The organism is Flavobacterium sp. (assembly GCF_043779715.1).
GTDB lineage: Bacteria > Bacteroidota > Bacteroidia > Flavobacteriales > Flavobacteriaceae > Flavobacterium.
This window is the reverse complement of sequence record NZ_JAYWDT010000244.1, coordinates 1-13,105: the sequence shown is the minus strand read 5'-3', so window position 1 is coordinate 13,105 and position 13,105 is coordinate 1. Positions and strand designations below refer to the sequence as shown.

Here is a 13,105-nt window from a genome sequence, read left to right as displayed (position 1 = left end):
ACTGATGGAATATATTCTTTAGGAACGTTACCACCTTTCACTGCATTTACAAATTGCAAACCTACAGCAGCTTTACCGTCAACTTCATCAGCAGGCTCAAGTCTAAATACGATATCACCGAATTTACCACGACCTCCAGATTGTTTCTTGTATGTTTCTCTGTGTTGAGCAGATTTTGTAAAAGCTTCTTTGTACTCAACTTGAGGCTCACCTTGGTTTACTTCAACTTTGAATTCACGTTTCATTCTATCTACTAGGATATCTAAGTGAAGCTCACCCATACCCGAAATAATAGTTTGACCTGAAGCCTCGTCTGTTCTAACAGTAAACGTAGGATCTTCTTCAGCTAATTTAGCTAAAGCCATACCCATTTTATCTACGTCTGCTTTAGTTTTTGGCTCGATTGCGATACCAATTACTGGCGCAGGGAATTTCATAGACTCAAGAATAATTGGGTGCTTTTCATCACACAATGTATCCCCAGTTTTGATATCTTTAAATCCAACCGCTGCTCCAATATCTCCAGCTTCGATGTACTCGATTGGATTTTGTTTGTTAGCATGCATTTGGTAGATACGAGAAATTCTTTCTTTATTTCCTGAACGTGTATTCAAAACATAAGAACCAGCATCAAGTCTTCCTGAATAAGCACGGAAGAAAGCTAAACGGCCTACGAATGGGTCAGTAGCGATTTTAAATGCTAAAGCAGCGAATGGCTCTTTTACATCTGGCTTACGCAAAATTTTAGTTTGATCTTCTTCTAACAAATCAGCATCATCAGGATGAATCCCTTCGATACCTTCTTTATCCATAGGAGAAGGTAAATATTTACAAACAGCGTCCAACATAAATTGAACTCCTTTGTTTTTGAAAGAAGAACCAGCAATCATCGGAATGATAGCCATATCCATTACAGCCGCTCTTAAAGCCACGTTGATTTCTTCTTCAGTAATTGAAGATTCATCTTCCATGAATTTTTCAAGCAAATTCTCATCATAAGAAGCTACTGCTTCGATAAGAATACCTCTGTATTCTTTAACTTCTTCAAGCATGTCTTCAGGAATAGGCACAATCTCGTAAGTTGCTCCCATACCTTCTTCATCCCATACAATAGCTTGGTTTTTTACTAAATCTACAACTCCTTTGAAATCATTCTCTTCACCAATTGGCAAAGTGATCGCAACTGCGTTAGATTTTAGCATATCTCTTACTTGTTGACATACCATCAAAAAGTTAGAACCTTGTCTATCCATTTTATTAACAAAACCAATACGTGGCACTCTGTATTGATCAGCTAATCTCCAGTTAGTTTCTGATTGAGGCTCAACACCATCAACAGCAGAAAATAAGAAAACTAAACCATCAAGTACACGCAAAGAACGGTTTACTTCAACTGTAAAGTCAACGTGTCCTGGAGTATCGATAATATTAAAATGGTAAGGCAATGTTTCAGGTAAAACTTTACCTTGAGTAGTTGGGAAATTCCATTCACAAGTTGTAGCCGCAGAAGTAATTGTAATACCTCTTTCTTGCTCTTGCGCCATCCAGTCCATTGTTGCAGCACCATCGTGCACTTCACCAATTTTGTGTGATTTTCCTGTATAAAATAAGATACGCTCAGTTGTTGTTGTTTTACCAGCATCAATGTGAGCAGCAATTCCTATGTTTCTTGTATATTTAAGTTCTCTAGCCATTTCTTAAGAATTAAAATCTAAAGTGAGAGAAAGCTTTATTAGCTTCTGCCATTTTGTGAGTATCCATTCTCTTTTTTACAGCAGCTCCTTCTTCTTTAGCCGCAGCTAAAACTTCTGAAGCTAACTTTTGAGCCATAGATTTTTCATTTCTTCTTCTTGAATAAAGAATCATCCATTTCATCGCCATAGAAATTTTTCTATCTGGACGAATTTGCATAGGAATTTGGAATGTTGCTCCACCTACTCTACGACTACGTACTTCTACGTGAGGCATAACGTTTGTAAGTGCATCTTTCCAGATTTCTACTGACGATTTTTCTTGATCTTGTTTCTTAGCTTCTACGATATCCATTGCATCATAAAACACCTTGAAAGCTGTTGACTTCTTACCATCCCACATTAAGTTGTTCACAAAACGTGTTACCAGCTGGTCATTAAACCTTGGATCTGGTAAAAGTGGTCTTTTCTTTGCCGCTCTTTTTCTCATTTCTTTTTCTTAAAAGTTTTTAAAAATTACTTTTTAGCCTCTTTTGGGCGTTTTGCTCCGTACTTAGATCTTCTTTGTGTTCTTCCTGCTACACCTGATGTATCAAGCGCACCACGAACAATGTGATACCTAACTCCTGGCAAATCTTTTACCCTTCCACCTCTGACTAATACTATCGAGTGCTCTTGAAGATTATGTCCTTCTCCAGGGATGTAGGCATTTACTTCGTTACCATTTGTCAAACGTACACGCGCTACTTTACGCATTGCAGAGTTTGGTTTTTTTGGAGTCGTAGTGTAAACACGCGTACAAACACCTCTTCTTTGAGGACAAGAATCTAGGGCAACCGATTTAGACTTCTTAGTCATTTTGGTTCTTCCTATTCTTACTAATTGTTGAATTGTTGGCATAATTAAATACTAAAAATTACTTGTTTATAAAATTCCCGCTTTTTACGGGGTTGCAAATGTACAAATATTTTTTAACGAAACAAATCATAATTCATTAATTTTCAATGTTATTATTATACATTTGAGTTTTAATAAGAAACAGCGCGTTTTTACGTTACTCTAAATAAAAAAATAATTTGAAATTTCTTTTATCTATTATCACACTCTTAATTTGTCAAAATATTTTGGCACAAAATTCTTATTTGCAAATAAAAGGGAGCAACGAAAGTGAAAATAAAACAATCGATTCGCTAACGTATATTAAGAAACATACTAATACAAAATCGCTTATTGATGAAATAAATTCTTTTTCCGATAAAATATTAAAAAACGGTTATTTGTCTTCTAAACACGAGGAAGCGGTTAAAGTAAATGATTCTACCTTTTTATTTAATTACAACATTGGATTAAAAAATAAATCTATACATATATATATAGGTGAAAATTTTGAATTATTAAATTTAAAAAGCGACACACTAAAACTACCGATTTCTGAAACCGAAAATTTCATGAACACAACTTTACTTTTATTAGAAAAGAAAGGATATTCGCTGGCGAGATTACAACTCATTAATTTTAAAAAAGAAAATAACGAACTTTTTGCCAATTTGAATTTAGCAGCAGAAAAAATTAGAACACTTGATGATATTGTGATCAATGGCTATGATAAATTTCCCGCAGGACACAAAAAACAAATCAAAAGATTGTACCGGAAGAAAGTTTTTAATCAAGAGAATTTAAAAAAAATATATACCGATTTTGAAAAATTTCGATTTGTAAGTCAGCCGAAATATCCAGAAATTTTATTTACCAAAGATTCTACCAAAGTTTATGTGTATCTTGAAAAAGCAAAGCCAAACACCTTTGATGGTTTTATAGGATTTACCAATAACGAACAAAAAAAAGTAATTGTAAATGGTTATCTCGACCTGCAATTACAGAATATTTTGAACGGCGGCGAAAAAATTTCTCTCTATTGGAAAAGCGACGGAAAGAATCAGAAAACCTTCAATGGTGCGATCGAAATTCCATATGTTTTTAAAAGTCCATTAGGATTGAAAGCGCAATTAAATATTTTCAAGCAGGACAGTTTGTTTCAAAATACACAAACAGCAATCGATTTAGGTTATTATTTTAATTACAATACCAAAGTCTTTTTAGGTTATCAAAGTGCTGAATCTAGCGACATTCAAAACACAAATAGTAATACGATAAGCGATTACAAAAACTCATTTATCACGACACATTTAGATTTTTCGGTTTACAATCCAGATGATTATTTATTTCCAGACAAAACCCAAATTTATTTTAAGATTGGAACCGGAAAAAGAGATTTAGAACTCAGTAGCAACAATCAGGTATTTGCGGAATTAAATCTGAGTCATAATTTTTATCTAAACAAAAAAAACATCGTCAACATTCGGAGTTTGAATCATTATTTAAACAGCGACTCCTATATCGTTAATGAATTACATCGTTTTGGAGGCATCAATTCGATTCGCGGTTTCAATGAAAATAGCATACAGGGCAACACTTTCACTTCTATTTTGACAGAGTATAGATACGTTGCCAATTCCAGTGTTTACATTCATTCAATTATCGATTACGGTTATTACCAAGATAAATCCTCCAATGCATCAAACAACTTAGTTGGTTTGGGTTTCGGGTTTGGGTTACTCACAAAAAACGGTCTTTTCAATTTAGTGTATGCTAACGGAAGCACAAAAGAGCAAGCTATTAAGTTATCTAATTCGATAGTTCACATTAGCTTCAAGGCTAGATTTTAAAGTAGACTTCTTAGGTTTTTTAGATTCTTAGATTACTTAGATTGTCAATAAATTGTATTCAAAAAGTAGAAAAGTCTAAAAATCTAACCATTCTAACAATCTAACTAATCTAAAAAAAGTATCTTTGCCGAATGGAAAAAGAAAACCAAATATTTGGAATACGTGCGATTATCGAAGCTATAAATGCTAAAAAAGAAATTGATAAAGTCTTTATACAAAGCGATGCACAAAGTGAATTGATGCAAGAATTACAAAAATTGATGAAGAAAAACAGCATCAATTTCTCGTATGTTCCTGTCGAAAAATTAAACAGATTAACACCCAATAATCACCAAGGTGCCGTGGCAACCATTGCTCCTATCGTGTTTCAGGATTTAGAAAAACTAATAGATGCTATTGTAGAAAGTGGCAAAAAACCATTATTCCTCATCTTAGACCAATTGTCTGATGCAAGAAATTTTGGCGCTATTATTCGTACTGCTGAATGCACAGGCGTAGATGGAATTATTGTACAAAAACAAGGTTCTGCTCCTGTAAACGGAGATACTGTAAAAACTTCTGCTGGTGCTGTTTTTAATGTCCCTATTTGCAAAGTAGATCACATAAAAGACGCTGTTTTCTTACTACAAGCTTCTGGAATAAAAATCGTAGCGGCTACCGAAAAAACAGAAAGCAATATTTATGATATTTCATTAAACGAAGGCGTTGCCATCATAATGGGAAGTGAAGATCGTGGTGTAAATCCTTCAGTTTTAAAAATTGTAGATGAAAAAGCTAAGTTACCAATGTTCGGAACTATTGGTTCGTTAAATGTTTCAGTAGCTTGTGGCGCATTCCTTTATGAAACTGTTCGCCAACGTTCATAAAACTAATTTATGGCTCAAAAAGATGTCAAAATAAAGTTTCGAAAAGAAAATTATCGTATTTCTGATGAATTATTTCATTATTTAGAAAAATATGGTCGTATTACAAAAACCAGCGTTTTTTATGATGATTTGCTTCGATTTTCTGGCTTTATCAATCTAGAAGACAAAGACGGAAACGACACTTTATGGCATCGTGTTTATTACCCAGAGTTTGAGCAACAAGAACTCGAAGCAAATATAAATAAGATATATACTTTGCTTCATTCTGATGGAGACGTGAAGACACTTCCTTATCTTCATGTCGATTCGATAGATTATTGCACTTTTGGAAATTCAAATCCGTTTCGAGTAAAAGTAAGAAATATTTTGAATGACAATTTTACCAATTTTTATATAAAAAAAGCTGATGCTTCTCGTATATATGGTTTAGAGTTAGAAGAAATATTATCTCCAAATCGAATAAATTATTTGGTTTACAAAGACACACTTATCGAGGAGCATATTATTGGGATTCCTGGAGATATTTTTATCAAAAAAATACTTCCAACTTGCACCGAACACGAAAAATCTCAAATTGCAAAAGAGTTTGTTAAGTTTAACGAACGTTGTATCATTGGCTTATTAGGTGACATGCGATCCTATAATTATGTTATAATTCCTATTCATGATTTTGACCATGTCGAATTCCGGATTCGTCCCATCGATTTCGACCAGCAGTCTTATGAAGGAAATATAAAAATATATTTTCCGCAGTTTTACAAAGAAAATTTTCAGATGGTAAAACTGGTTATCGACAAGCTTAAACCAAATTCGATAGAACAATATAGAAAAGAAGTTCGGTCGGCAACAGTAAAAAGAATTCATGGTCAAGAAACAAGATTCGAAGAATTAATTTCTATCATGAAAAAAGAAGAACTCGCTCCAATTGAACATATCGAATCTTTAAAAAAGTCACTTCAAAGATTTACGCACGATATGAAGTTTAAAAAATGTAAAACAATGGGAGAAATTGTGGCGACTGGGCTAGATTATATTTTAAAAAATTACAAAAACTCATTTTAAGTTATTATTGTTTCGTTTCATTAAAGAAATAAACCACTGAAGTATTATCGATAGAAGTATTAGAAATTCTTAAATCTTCGTCTCTAATTTCATCTTCGATAATTGTTGTTGCAGGAATAGGTGCAAAATTTCCATCTTCATCGAAGTGCTTCATAAACTCGTCTTGACTTGGGTCGAAATCTGGGTGTTCCCAATCGTACTTTATAGGTTTTTGATATTCATCAGTTTTAGTATAAAAAGCTAACAAATAACCCGCAATAAATCCTGACAAATGCCCTTCCCAAGAAATATTTTGTTCTGCCGAAGGAAACACAAACCAAATCATCCCACCGTAAACAATTACTATTGTTAGGGACAAAGCGACTAATCTAAAATATTTAGATTTTATTCCTTTAAAGAAAATAAAACTCACCAAAACATAAATTAATCCGCTGGCTCCAATATGATAATTTTCCCTTCCTATAAGCCAAGTTCCAAATCCTGATAGCAAAACACCCAAAACCAAAACTTGTAAAGATTGATTTCGATAAAAGAAACGCAAAGCAGCTACTAAAATAAATAACGGAATCGAATTATTAAATAAATGCCCTATATCACCGTGCAAAAACGGACTCAAAACAATTCCTCTAAGTCCCGAAAATGTTCTCGGTAAGATTCCGAAATGAGAAAAATCGCCTGGAAAAATAATTTCTATCGTATAAACCAACCAAAGTGATAACACCAAATACAATGGCCATGCTAGTACTGATGCGGAAAATTTGAAATCGGTTTCTTTCATTGGTAATTTTAAAGATTCAAAAATTGAATGATTTAAAGATTTATAGTCAAAAATGCTACCAAACTCAATTTAGTGATATTTTGTCATAAATAGGTTATTTGGTTAATCGTTTATTCTGTTATTTGTTAATTTGAAAGTTAAAATGTCATAAATTTGAAGCTGTATTATTCGATTAAACGAATAATCAAATAACCGAATCAACAATCAATTGGAAGCACCATTAGCAGAGCGAATTCGTCCGCAAATTTTACAAGATTATATTAGTCAGTCGCATTTAGTTGGCGAGAATGGCTCGTTGACGCATCAAATTGCGAAGGGAATTATTCCGTCGTTAATTTTTTGGGGGCCACCTGGCACGGGAAAAACAACGTTGGCTCAGATTCTTGCACAGGAAAGTAAACGTCCGTTTTATATCTTGAGCGCGATAAATTCCGGAGTAAAAGACATTCGTGAGGTCATTGAAAAAGCCAAACAAAGTGGTGGATTATTTACTACTAAAAACCCTATTTTGTTTATAGATGAAATTCACCGCTTTAGTAAATCGCAACAAGATTCTTTATTGGCGGCTGTAGAAAAAGGCTGGATTACACTAATTGGGGCAACTACCGAAAATCCGAGTTTTGAAGTAATCCCTGCTTTATTGTCAAGATGTCAGGTTTATATTTTGAAGGCTTTTTCCAAACAAGATCTCGAAGCACTTTTACATCGTGCGATGACAACTGATACCTTTTTGAAAACTAAAAATATCGAATTAGTCGAAACCGAAGCTTTATTGCGACTTTCGGGTGGCGACGGACGCAAACTGTTAAATATTTTCGAACTAGTCGTAAATGCTACGAGTGAAGATCATATTTTGATTACCAATGAAAAAGTAATGCAGCTAGTTCAGAAAAATACTGTTTTGTATGATAAAACGGGCGAGCAACATTATGATATTGTTTCGGCATTTATAAAATCTATTCGCGGCAGTGACCCAAACGGAGCAGTTTATTGGCTTGCAAGAATGATTGAAGGCGGAGAAGATGTGAAATTTATTGCCCGAAGAATGCTTATTTTATCTTCCGAAGATATTGGTAATGCCAACCCAACGGCTTTTATTATGGCCAACAATACTTTTCAGGCGGTAACAACGATTGGTTATCCTGAAAGTAGAATTATTTTGAGTCAATGTGCCGTTTATTTAGCCACTTCTCCTAAAAGTAATGCGAGTTATTTAGCCATTGGCGAAGCGCAAAAAGTCGTAAAACAAACTGGTGATTTACCTGTTCCAATTCATTTAAGAAATGCTCCCACAAAACTCATGAAAGAATTGGGTTATGGTGATGAATACAAATACTCTCATGATTACAGTAATAATTTTGCCGAACAAGAATTTTTGCCCAACGAAATTTCGGAAACTATTTTTTATAATCCTGGTAATAACTCTCGTGAAAATGGAACTAGAGAATTTTTAAAAAACAGATGGAAAGATAAATATGGGTATTAGATCATCCAGTAACTACTCTTGACAGAAACTTTTATTTTCCATTGGAATTAAATAACCTTTTTTTGTTTACAATTTTCAAATTCAATCTATTCTTGTTATAATTATTTTCCAGTTATTAATTTACCGATTTTTGTAATTTCATCTTTAGCATTTTGCGGTAATCCTCTTGCTCCTTTTGCAGAAGGGTCATCAACCCCCCCAGGCCAAAAATAACCTAATAATGCCACAACAGCCGGATCGGAGTTTGCTAAATCATAGTAGCTCGTTGCAACACTTGCCATTTCTAATTCTGTTATTCCCCCAATATTTCCGTGTAAAGCTGATATATAGTGAGCATCCATGACAAGTACAACTTTTTGCGAAAGCGTAGAACGTTTGGATTTAATAATATTCAACTCGTTACGAAATTCGCCATTATTTTTTGGGTCTTTAATAAAATAATGATCAAAACCAATCCAGTCAACAGTTGTAGGCACTTGTAAATCGTTAATTATTGGGTATGCTTCAATAATCATTATTGGAACATTCGGTAGAGTAGATTTAACATAATCTGTCGCTAATTTTAGTTCCGAAAACGAGATACTGTTCCAAGTAGGTTCTTCTCCAATATAAAATGCCTGAATAAAAGAACTATTTACTGATAGATTATTTGTAGCCATAAAAGTGTCCCATCGGTTTTTATAATCGGACCTTAAATCATACAATTCTCCGCTTGGACCTCCTGTACCTGCGTGATAAAAAAATAATTTATTCAGATGCAAAATGGCTTTCATATCGTTTTGTGACATCAGCTGAAGACGAGTTATAACTTCGTCGGTTGGATTAACTACTAGCATATCAGCTACGTTAGAAAATGGAGCGACCTCATCTACATAATTTGTTTTAACGATTGCATCAAAAGGATCATCCCATCCTACATCTACCAACGTAAATCCAAAATACTTTAGATCATGATTATAGATTTGGGGGATGTCATCCCGACAACTTTGAAAGCATAAAGTTGTAATTGTCACAACCAATAAAATTTTTAGTTTCTTCATAGTTCAATAATTATTTTTTCATGAGTCCAAATAGAAAACCTAAAAATAAAACTGTCAAAATCAAAACAGCTTTCACAATCGTAACTTCCCCACTACCCTTTTAATCGACACATCATTAGTCGATTTTAAAATTCCTGCTAACAGTTCTCGATAGCTTGGCGATGTGGCAGGACAGGCTTTTACCACAAGTGTTTCATCTAAACATGTCAGCGCAATATTGCCAGCCGATATTAGTGGTTCGTTGTTTCATTTTTTGTTGTCAATTTCCATTTTTTAAGTCCACCGATTAGAAACAAAATTCCAATTATTAAAGCAAATAATGAATAAATTGTTTCTACTGTTGAGTTTGTCCCTTGTGTGTTATCGACTACTAACTCTCCAAATCCACGCAATAAATAAATTCCTGCAATTGTAAAAATAACAGGTTTTAAAAAAGGTAGCTTCCTAAACTTATTGTCAGCCGAGAGTCCGTAAAGACCAAAAACAAAAAAGATAATCGCAACCAAAATTGTTAGCAAGTAGGGTAATGAAGAATGTGTTTGAGCAAGCTCTGTCATTTCTTTTCCAATTCCTGTTACTTCAAACATTTTTTCTGCCACAATAAGTCCAACAACATGTGCGATTGCGATTAGAATATTTATGTATCCACCAATTTTTAGCATAATTATTTCAGTTAGTTCGATAATAAATAAGTCCACTTATCAATAAAAACAAAATCCCTTGTTGAGTTTCAAATAGTCTTTTGAAAACTCTCTTGATATTGTAATTATCAATTCCCAAACTATTGCATAGCTTATTATAAGTATACTGTCAAAATTTGTAACAATATTACTTAATCTTGAGAAACGGTTTATCATTCCAATTCGACTCCCTTATGGTGTTTAGAACTTAATATCTAATTTCTCTGAAACTAATTTTCCGTTGTCTAAATATTCGAAAAACCAAACTTCACTTTTAGCAAAAACAACACCATTTTTCCCGTTTTGATTGCATAGGTAAATAGCATTTCTTGTCGTTTTGTACAATACTAATTCTTGTTGATTGGCTTGATTTATAACTTTTACAAACGGCTCATTTGTTGTTGATTTGTTGGCTTTTGTAACCTTTTCATATGTTACTCCAGTTTCAGATTTTATAACTTTAGTTATTTCTGTCGAAACATTTTCTACATCATGAGATTTTAATTTTTCTTGTGCTTCATCATCATAATAGGTTTTTCCTGAAAACTTGTATTTAGCTTTATCGAAAGATTTTAAAGTTAAAAGTAAAGCTTGATTATAAGCTTTTGCTAGTTCTTTTTCTCTACTTTCACCTAAATCGGTGGTGAATAAAACTACCTGTTTACAATCTTTAAACTCAATTTTTATTTTTGTCGAAAACATCGTGTTTTCTTCGATAATATTTACAAAAACTTTATTACAATTGTAATCTAAAAACCCTTCCGGTAAAACATCGGACGAAACATAAGCTTCAAATCCTTTTTGTTTTAAGAAAGCTTTAATTGTTGAATTAATTCTGTACTGATTTTCCACGTTTTGAAATTCAAATTTCGAAGGAATTATCGCCATTTCATAATCATTCAAAGTTGATTGAGAATAGGTTAGACTTGAAATTAAAGCAAATACGAGTATAGAAAAATATTTTTTCATTTTAAAAAAGTTTTTTTAGTTCTGCTAAGTTAATAATTTGGTTGATACTTTGTGCAACTTCTATTTGATTTGGATTAAAAAAAATAGCTTCCATACCAAAATCTAATGCGCCATTTACATCGGCATCGAGGCAATCCCCTATCATAATACTTTCGTTTTTTTGAGCATTGGCAATGTTTAGAGCGTGTTCGAAAATAATTGGATTCGGTTTTTTAGCACCTGCTAATTCTGAATTAGTTATGGTTTTAAAATAATGGCTAATATTAGAATTATTTAGTTTTTTATATTGCACTTCGGCAAAACCATTGGTAATTATATGCAACTGATACTTTTCGCATAAGAAGTTTAAAACTTCAATAGCATCATCAAACAAATGATTAAAATCGGGTAAAAATTCAATGTATTCATCTGAAATTACGTCAATTTGTTTCTCTGAAATTTCTTGTTTCAAAATATCGAAAGTATCTTTTAGTCTTTTGTAACGCAATTCTTGGTGTGTAATTTTGTCTTTTTGATACAATTTCCAACACGCCTGATTGATTGGCGCATAAATCGCAATAAAATCTTCGATCTTAATATTAGGAAAGTAATTGTTTAAAATTCGATCGAAAGCCAATTCAGAATTTTTATCAAAATCCCAAAGTGTGTGATCTAAATCGAAAAAAATGTGCTTTATTTTGTTTTTCATACGTAGATAATATTTGTTTTTTTATTGGAATATGGTATATTTATGAGGAAATCTTCATTTGTATATTCGTGATTTAAGCATCCTAAATATTTCATATTTTAAAAAATATTTTCGTCTTGAAAACTTAAGTAACCATTTTCTGTAATAATAATGTGATCTAAAACAGGAATTGACAGTTGTTGCCCAGCTAATTTTAGTTGTTTGGTTAATGTTTTATCGGTATCGCTTGCTTCGAGTTTTCCTGACGGATGATTGTGCGTCAAGATTATCGAAGTCGCATTTTGCTCTAATGCCATTTTAAAAACCATACGAACATCGACCACAGTTCCTGTAATTCCGCCTTTGCTAATTTGTGATTTATAAATCACTTTATTAGAATTATTTAGAAACAAAACCCAAAACTCTTCGTGTACTAATTCACCAATAATGGGTTGCATAATATCGAAAACTGCTTTGCTTGAAGTTATTTTGGCAAGTTCTACTGTTTCTTCCGCTCGGCGGCGGCGGCCTAATTCGGTAGCTGCAACGATTGAAATAGCTTTAGCTTCCCCAATTCCTTTAAACTCCGTTAGTTGTTTGATGGATAGTTTCCCTAATGCATTCAAGTTATTATCGACACTAGACAAAATTCGTTGTGATAATTGCACGGCACTTTCCAACCGACTTCCTGAACCAATGAGAATAGCTACTAGCTCAGCATCGCTTAGAACTTGTTTGCCTTTTAGCATTAGTTTTTCTCGTGGTTGATCGTCTTCTGACCAGTTTTTTATTGATAAATTTTGTTCCATGGCATACGCAATTTTATCATTCTTTTTTACGTTAACAATATAAATGTAAAATAATGAAAGTACTTTATCTTATCCTATTCTCTTTGTCTTTTTTTACTTATAGTTACAATACAAATAAAGAAAAGCAAACCGAAACTACTGAGAAAACCTTTGAAGAAAAACTTTCTGACGCTGCAATTTCTATAATTGACACAAATATTCAATACGATTCTTCCTATTTTGCAATAAAATATCCCAACGGAGATGTTCCAAAAAACAAAGGTGTTTGTACTGACGTTATTATTCGCACTTACAGAAACTTAAGTATCGATTTACAAAAAGAAGTTCATGA

The 13,105-nt window shown here is 33.0% G+C and carries 14 protein-coding genes; 5 read left to right on the top strand and 9 right to left on the bottom strand.

Features of this window, described 5'->3' with window-relative positions; all coding sequences use genetic code 11:
• The 3 genes from fusA to rpsL all read right to left on the bottom strand — a co-directional run.
• On the bottom strand, positions 1 to 1,694 hold a 1,694-nt coding region (gene fusA, locus ACH2BG_RS11945; protein ID WP_395047920.1), incomplete at its 3' end, for an elongation factor G.
• A 10-nt stretch (positions 1,695 to 1,704) separates the two neighbouring features.
• Entirely contained in the window at positions 1,705 to 2,181 is a 477-nt protein-coding gene (rpsG, locus tag ACH2BG_RS11940; protein WP_395047919.1) for a 30S ribosomal protein S7, read from the bottom strand.
• Between the two features lie 26 nt (positions 2,182 to 2,207).
• The gene (gene rpsL / locus ACH2BG_RS11935) at positions 2,208 to 2,591 is read right to left on the bottom strand and encodes a 30S ribosomal protein S12 (protein ID WP_011963473.1); all 384 of its coding nucleotides are present in this window, start codon (positions 2,589 to 2,591) and stop codon (positions 2,208 to 2,210) included.
• Positions 2,592 to 2,815: 224 nt separating this feature from the next.
• Between rpsL and ACH2BG_RS11930 the strand changes: the two genes are divergently transcribed.
• The 3 genes from ACH2BG_RS11930 to ACH2BG_RS11920 all read left to right on the top strand — a co-directional run bounded on the left by ACH2BG_RS11930 (position 2,816) and on the right by ACH2BG_RS11920 (position 6,345).
• Positions 2,816 to 4,417, top strand: coding sequence for a hypothetical protein (locus tag ACH2BG_RS11930; RefSeq protein WP_395047918.1), 1,602 nt, complete (start codon positions 2,816 to 2,818; stop codon positions 4,415 to 4,417).
• Positions 4,418 to 4,548: 131 nt separating this feature from the next.
• Positions 4,549 to 5,283, top strand: a complete 735-nt coding sequence (rlmB, locus tag ACH2BG_RS11925; protein WP_395047917.1) for a 23S rRNA (guanosine(2251)-2'-O)-methyltransferase RlmB — start codon at positions 4,549 to 4,551, stop codon at positions 5,281 to 5,283.
• Positions 5,284 to 5,292: 9 nt separating this feature from the next.
• Positions 5,293 to 6,345, top strand: a complete 1,053-nt coding sequence (locus ACH2BG_RS11920) for a hypothetical protein (RefSeq protein ID WP_091476802.1) — start codon at positions 5,293 to 5,295, stop codon at positions 6,343 to 6,345.
• Positions 6,346 to 6,349: 4 nt separating this feature from the next.
• Here the strand turns inward: ACH2BG_RS11920 and ACH2BG_RS11915 are convergent, their stop codons facing one another.
• Positions 6,350 to 7,123 carry a rhomboid family intramembrane serine protease gene (locus ACH2BG_RS11915; RefSeq protein WP_395047916.1) on the bottom strand — a complete coding sequence of 258 codons (774 nt, stop codon included), beginning with the start codon at positions 7,121 to 7,123 and terminating at the stop codon, positions 6,350 to 6,352.
• 208 nt (positions 7,124 to 7,331) lie between these two features.
• On the opposite strand from ACH2BG_RS11915, the gene ACH2BG_RS11910 reads away from it, so the two are divergent.
• Positions 7,332 to 8,609 (top strand): replication-associated recombination protein A, encoded by a 1,278-nt coding sequence (locus ACH2BG_RS11910; RefSeq protein WP_395047915.1) that lies wholly within the window; start codon positions 7,332 to 7,334, stop codon positions 8,607 to 8,609.
• Positions 8,610 to 8,710: 101 nt separating this feature from the next.
• Here ACH2BG_RS11910 and ACH2BG_RS11905 read toward each other — a convergent pair whose 3' ends face one another.
• The 5 genes from ACH2BG_RS11905 to radC form a co-directional block, all read right to left on the bottom strand.
• A complete protein-coding gene (locus tag ACH2BG_RS11905) occupies positions 8,711 to 9,535 on the bottom strand; it encodes a hypothetical protein (RefSeq protein ID WP_395047914.1) in 825 nt (274 codons plus the stop codon).
• Positions 9,536 to 9,879: 344 nt separating this feature from the next.
• The gene (locus tag ACH2BG_RS11900; protein ID WP_395047913.1) at positions 9,880 to 10,311 is read right to left on the bottom strand and encodes a hypothetical protein; all 432 of its coding nucleotides are present in this window, start codon (positions 10,309 to 10,311) and stop codon (positions 9,880 to 9,882) included.
• 219 nt (positions 10,312 to 10,530) lie between these two features.
• The gene (locus ACH2BG_RS11895) at positions 10,531 to 11,298 is read right to left on the bottom strand and encodes a hypothetical protein (RefSeq protein ID WP_395047912.1); all 768 of its coding nucleotides are present in this window, start codon (positions 11,296 to 11,298) and stop codon (positions 10,531 to 10,533) included.
• A 1-nt stretch (position 11,299) separates the two neighbouring features.
• Positions 11,300 to 11,986 (bottom strand): YjjG family noncanonical pyrimidine nucleotidase, encoded by a 687-nt coding sequence (locus ACH2BG_RS11890; protein WP_395047911.1) that lies wholly within the window; start codon positions 11,984 to 11,986, stop codon positions 11,300 to 11,302.
• A gap of 98 nt (positions 11,987 to 12,084) precedes the next feature.
• On the bottom strand, positions 12,085 to 12,774 hold the full coding sequence (radC, locus tag ACH2BG_RS11885) for a DNA repair protein RadC (protein WP_395047910.1): 690 nt from the start codon (positions 12,772 to 12,774) through the stop codon (positions 12,085 to 12,087).
• Positions 12,775 to 12,827: 53 nt separating this feature from the next.
• Here radC and ACH2BG_RS11880 point away from each other — a divergent pair.
• Positions 12,828 to 13,105 (top strand): DUF1287 domain-containing protein (locus tag ACH2BG_RS11880; protein ID WP_395047909.1); only part of this gene is annotated, 278 nt, incomplete at its 3' end.

Coding starts and splice junctions, on each gene's coding strand:
- rpsG (WP_395047919.1), bottom strand. CDS start 2,181: ATGAGAAAAAGAGCGGCAAAGAAAAGACCACTTTTACCAGATCCAAGG.
- rpsL (WP_011963473.1), bottom strand. CDS start 2,591: ATGCCAACAATTCAACAATTAGTAAGAATAGGAAGAACCAAAATGACT.
- rlmB (WP_395047917.1), top strand. CDS start 4,549: ATGGAAAAAGAAAACCAAATATTTGGAATACGTGCGATTATCGAAGCT.
- ACH2BG_RS11920 (WP_091476802.1), top strand. CDS start 5,293: ATGGCTCAAAAAGATGTCAAAATAAAGTTTCGAAAAGAAAATTATCGT.
- ACH2BG_RS11915 (WP_395047916.1), bottom strand. CDS start 7,123: ATGAAAGAAACCGATTTCAAATTTTCCGCATCAGTACTAGCATGGCCA.
- ACH2BG_RS11900 (WP_395047913.1), bottom strand. CDS start 10,311: ATGCTAAAAATTGGTGGATACATAAATATTCTAATCGCAATCGCACAT.
- ACH2BG_RS11895 (WP_395047912.1), bottom strand. CDS start 11,298: ATGAAAAAATATTTTTCTATACTCGTATTTGCTTTAATTTCAAGTCTA.
- ACH2BG_RS11890 (WP_395047911.1), bottom strand. CDS start 11,986: ATGAAAAACAAAATAAAGCACATTTTTTTCGATTTAGATCACACACTT.
- radC (WP_395047910.1), bottom strand. CDS start 12,774: ATGGAACAAAATTTATCAATAAAAAACTGGTCAGAAGACGATCAACCA.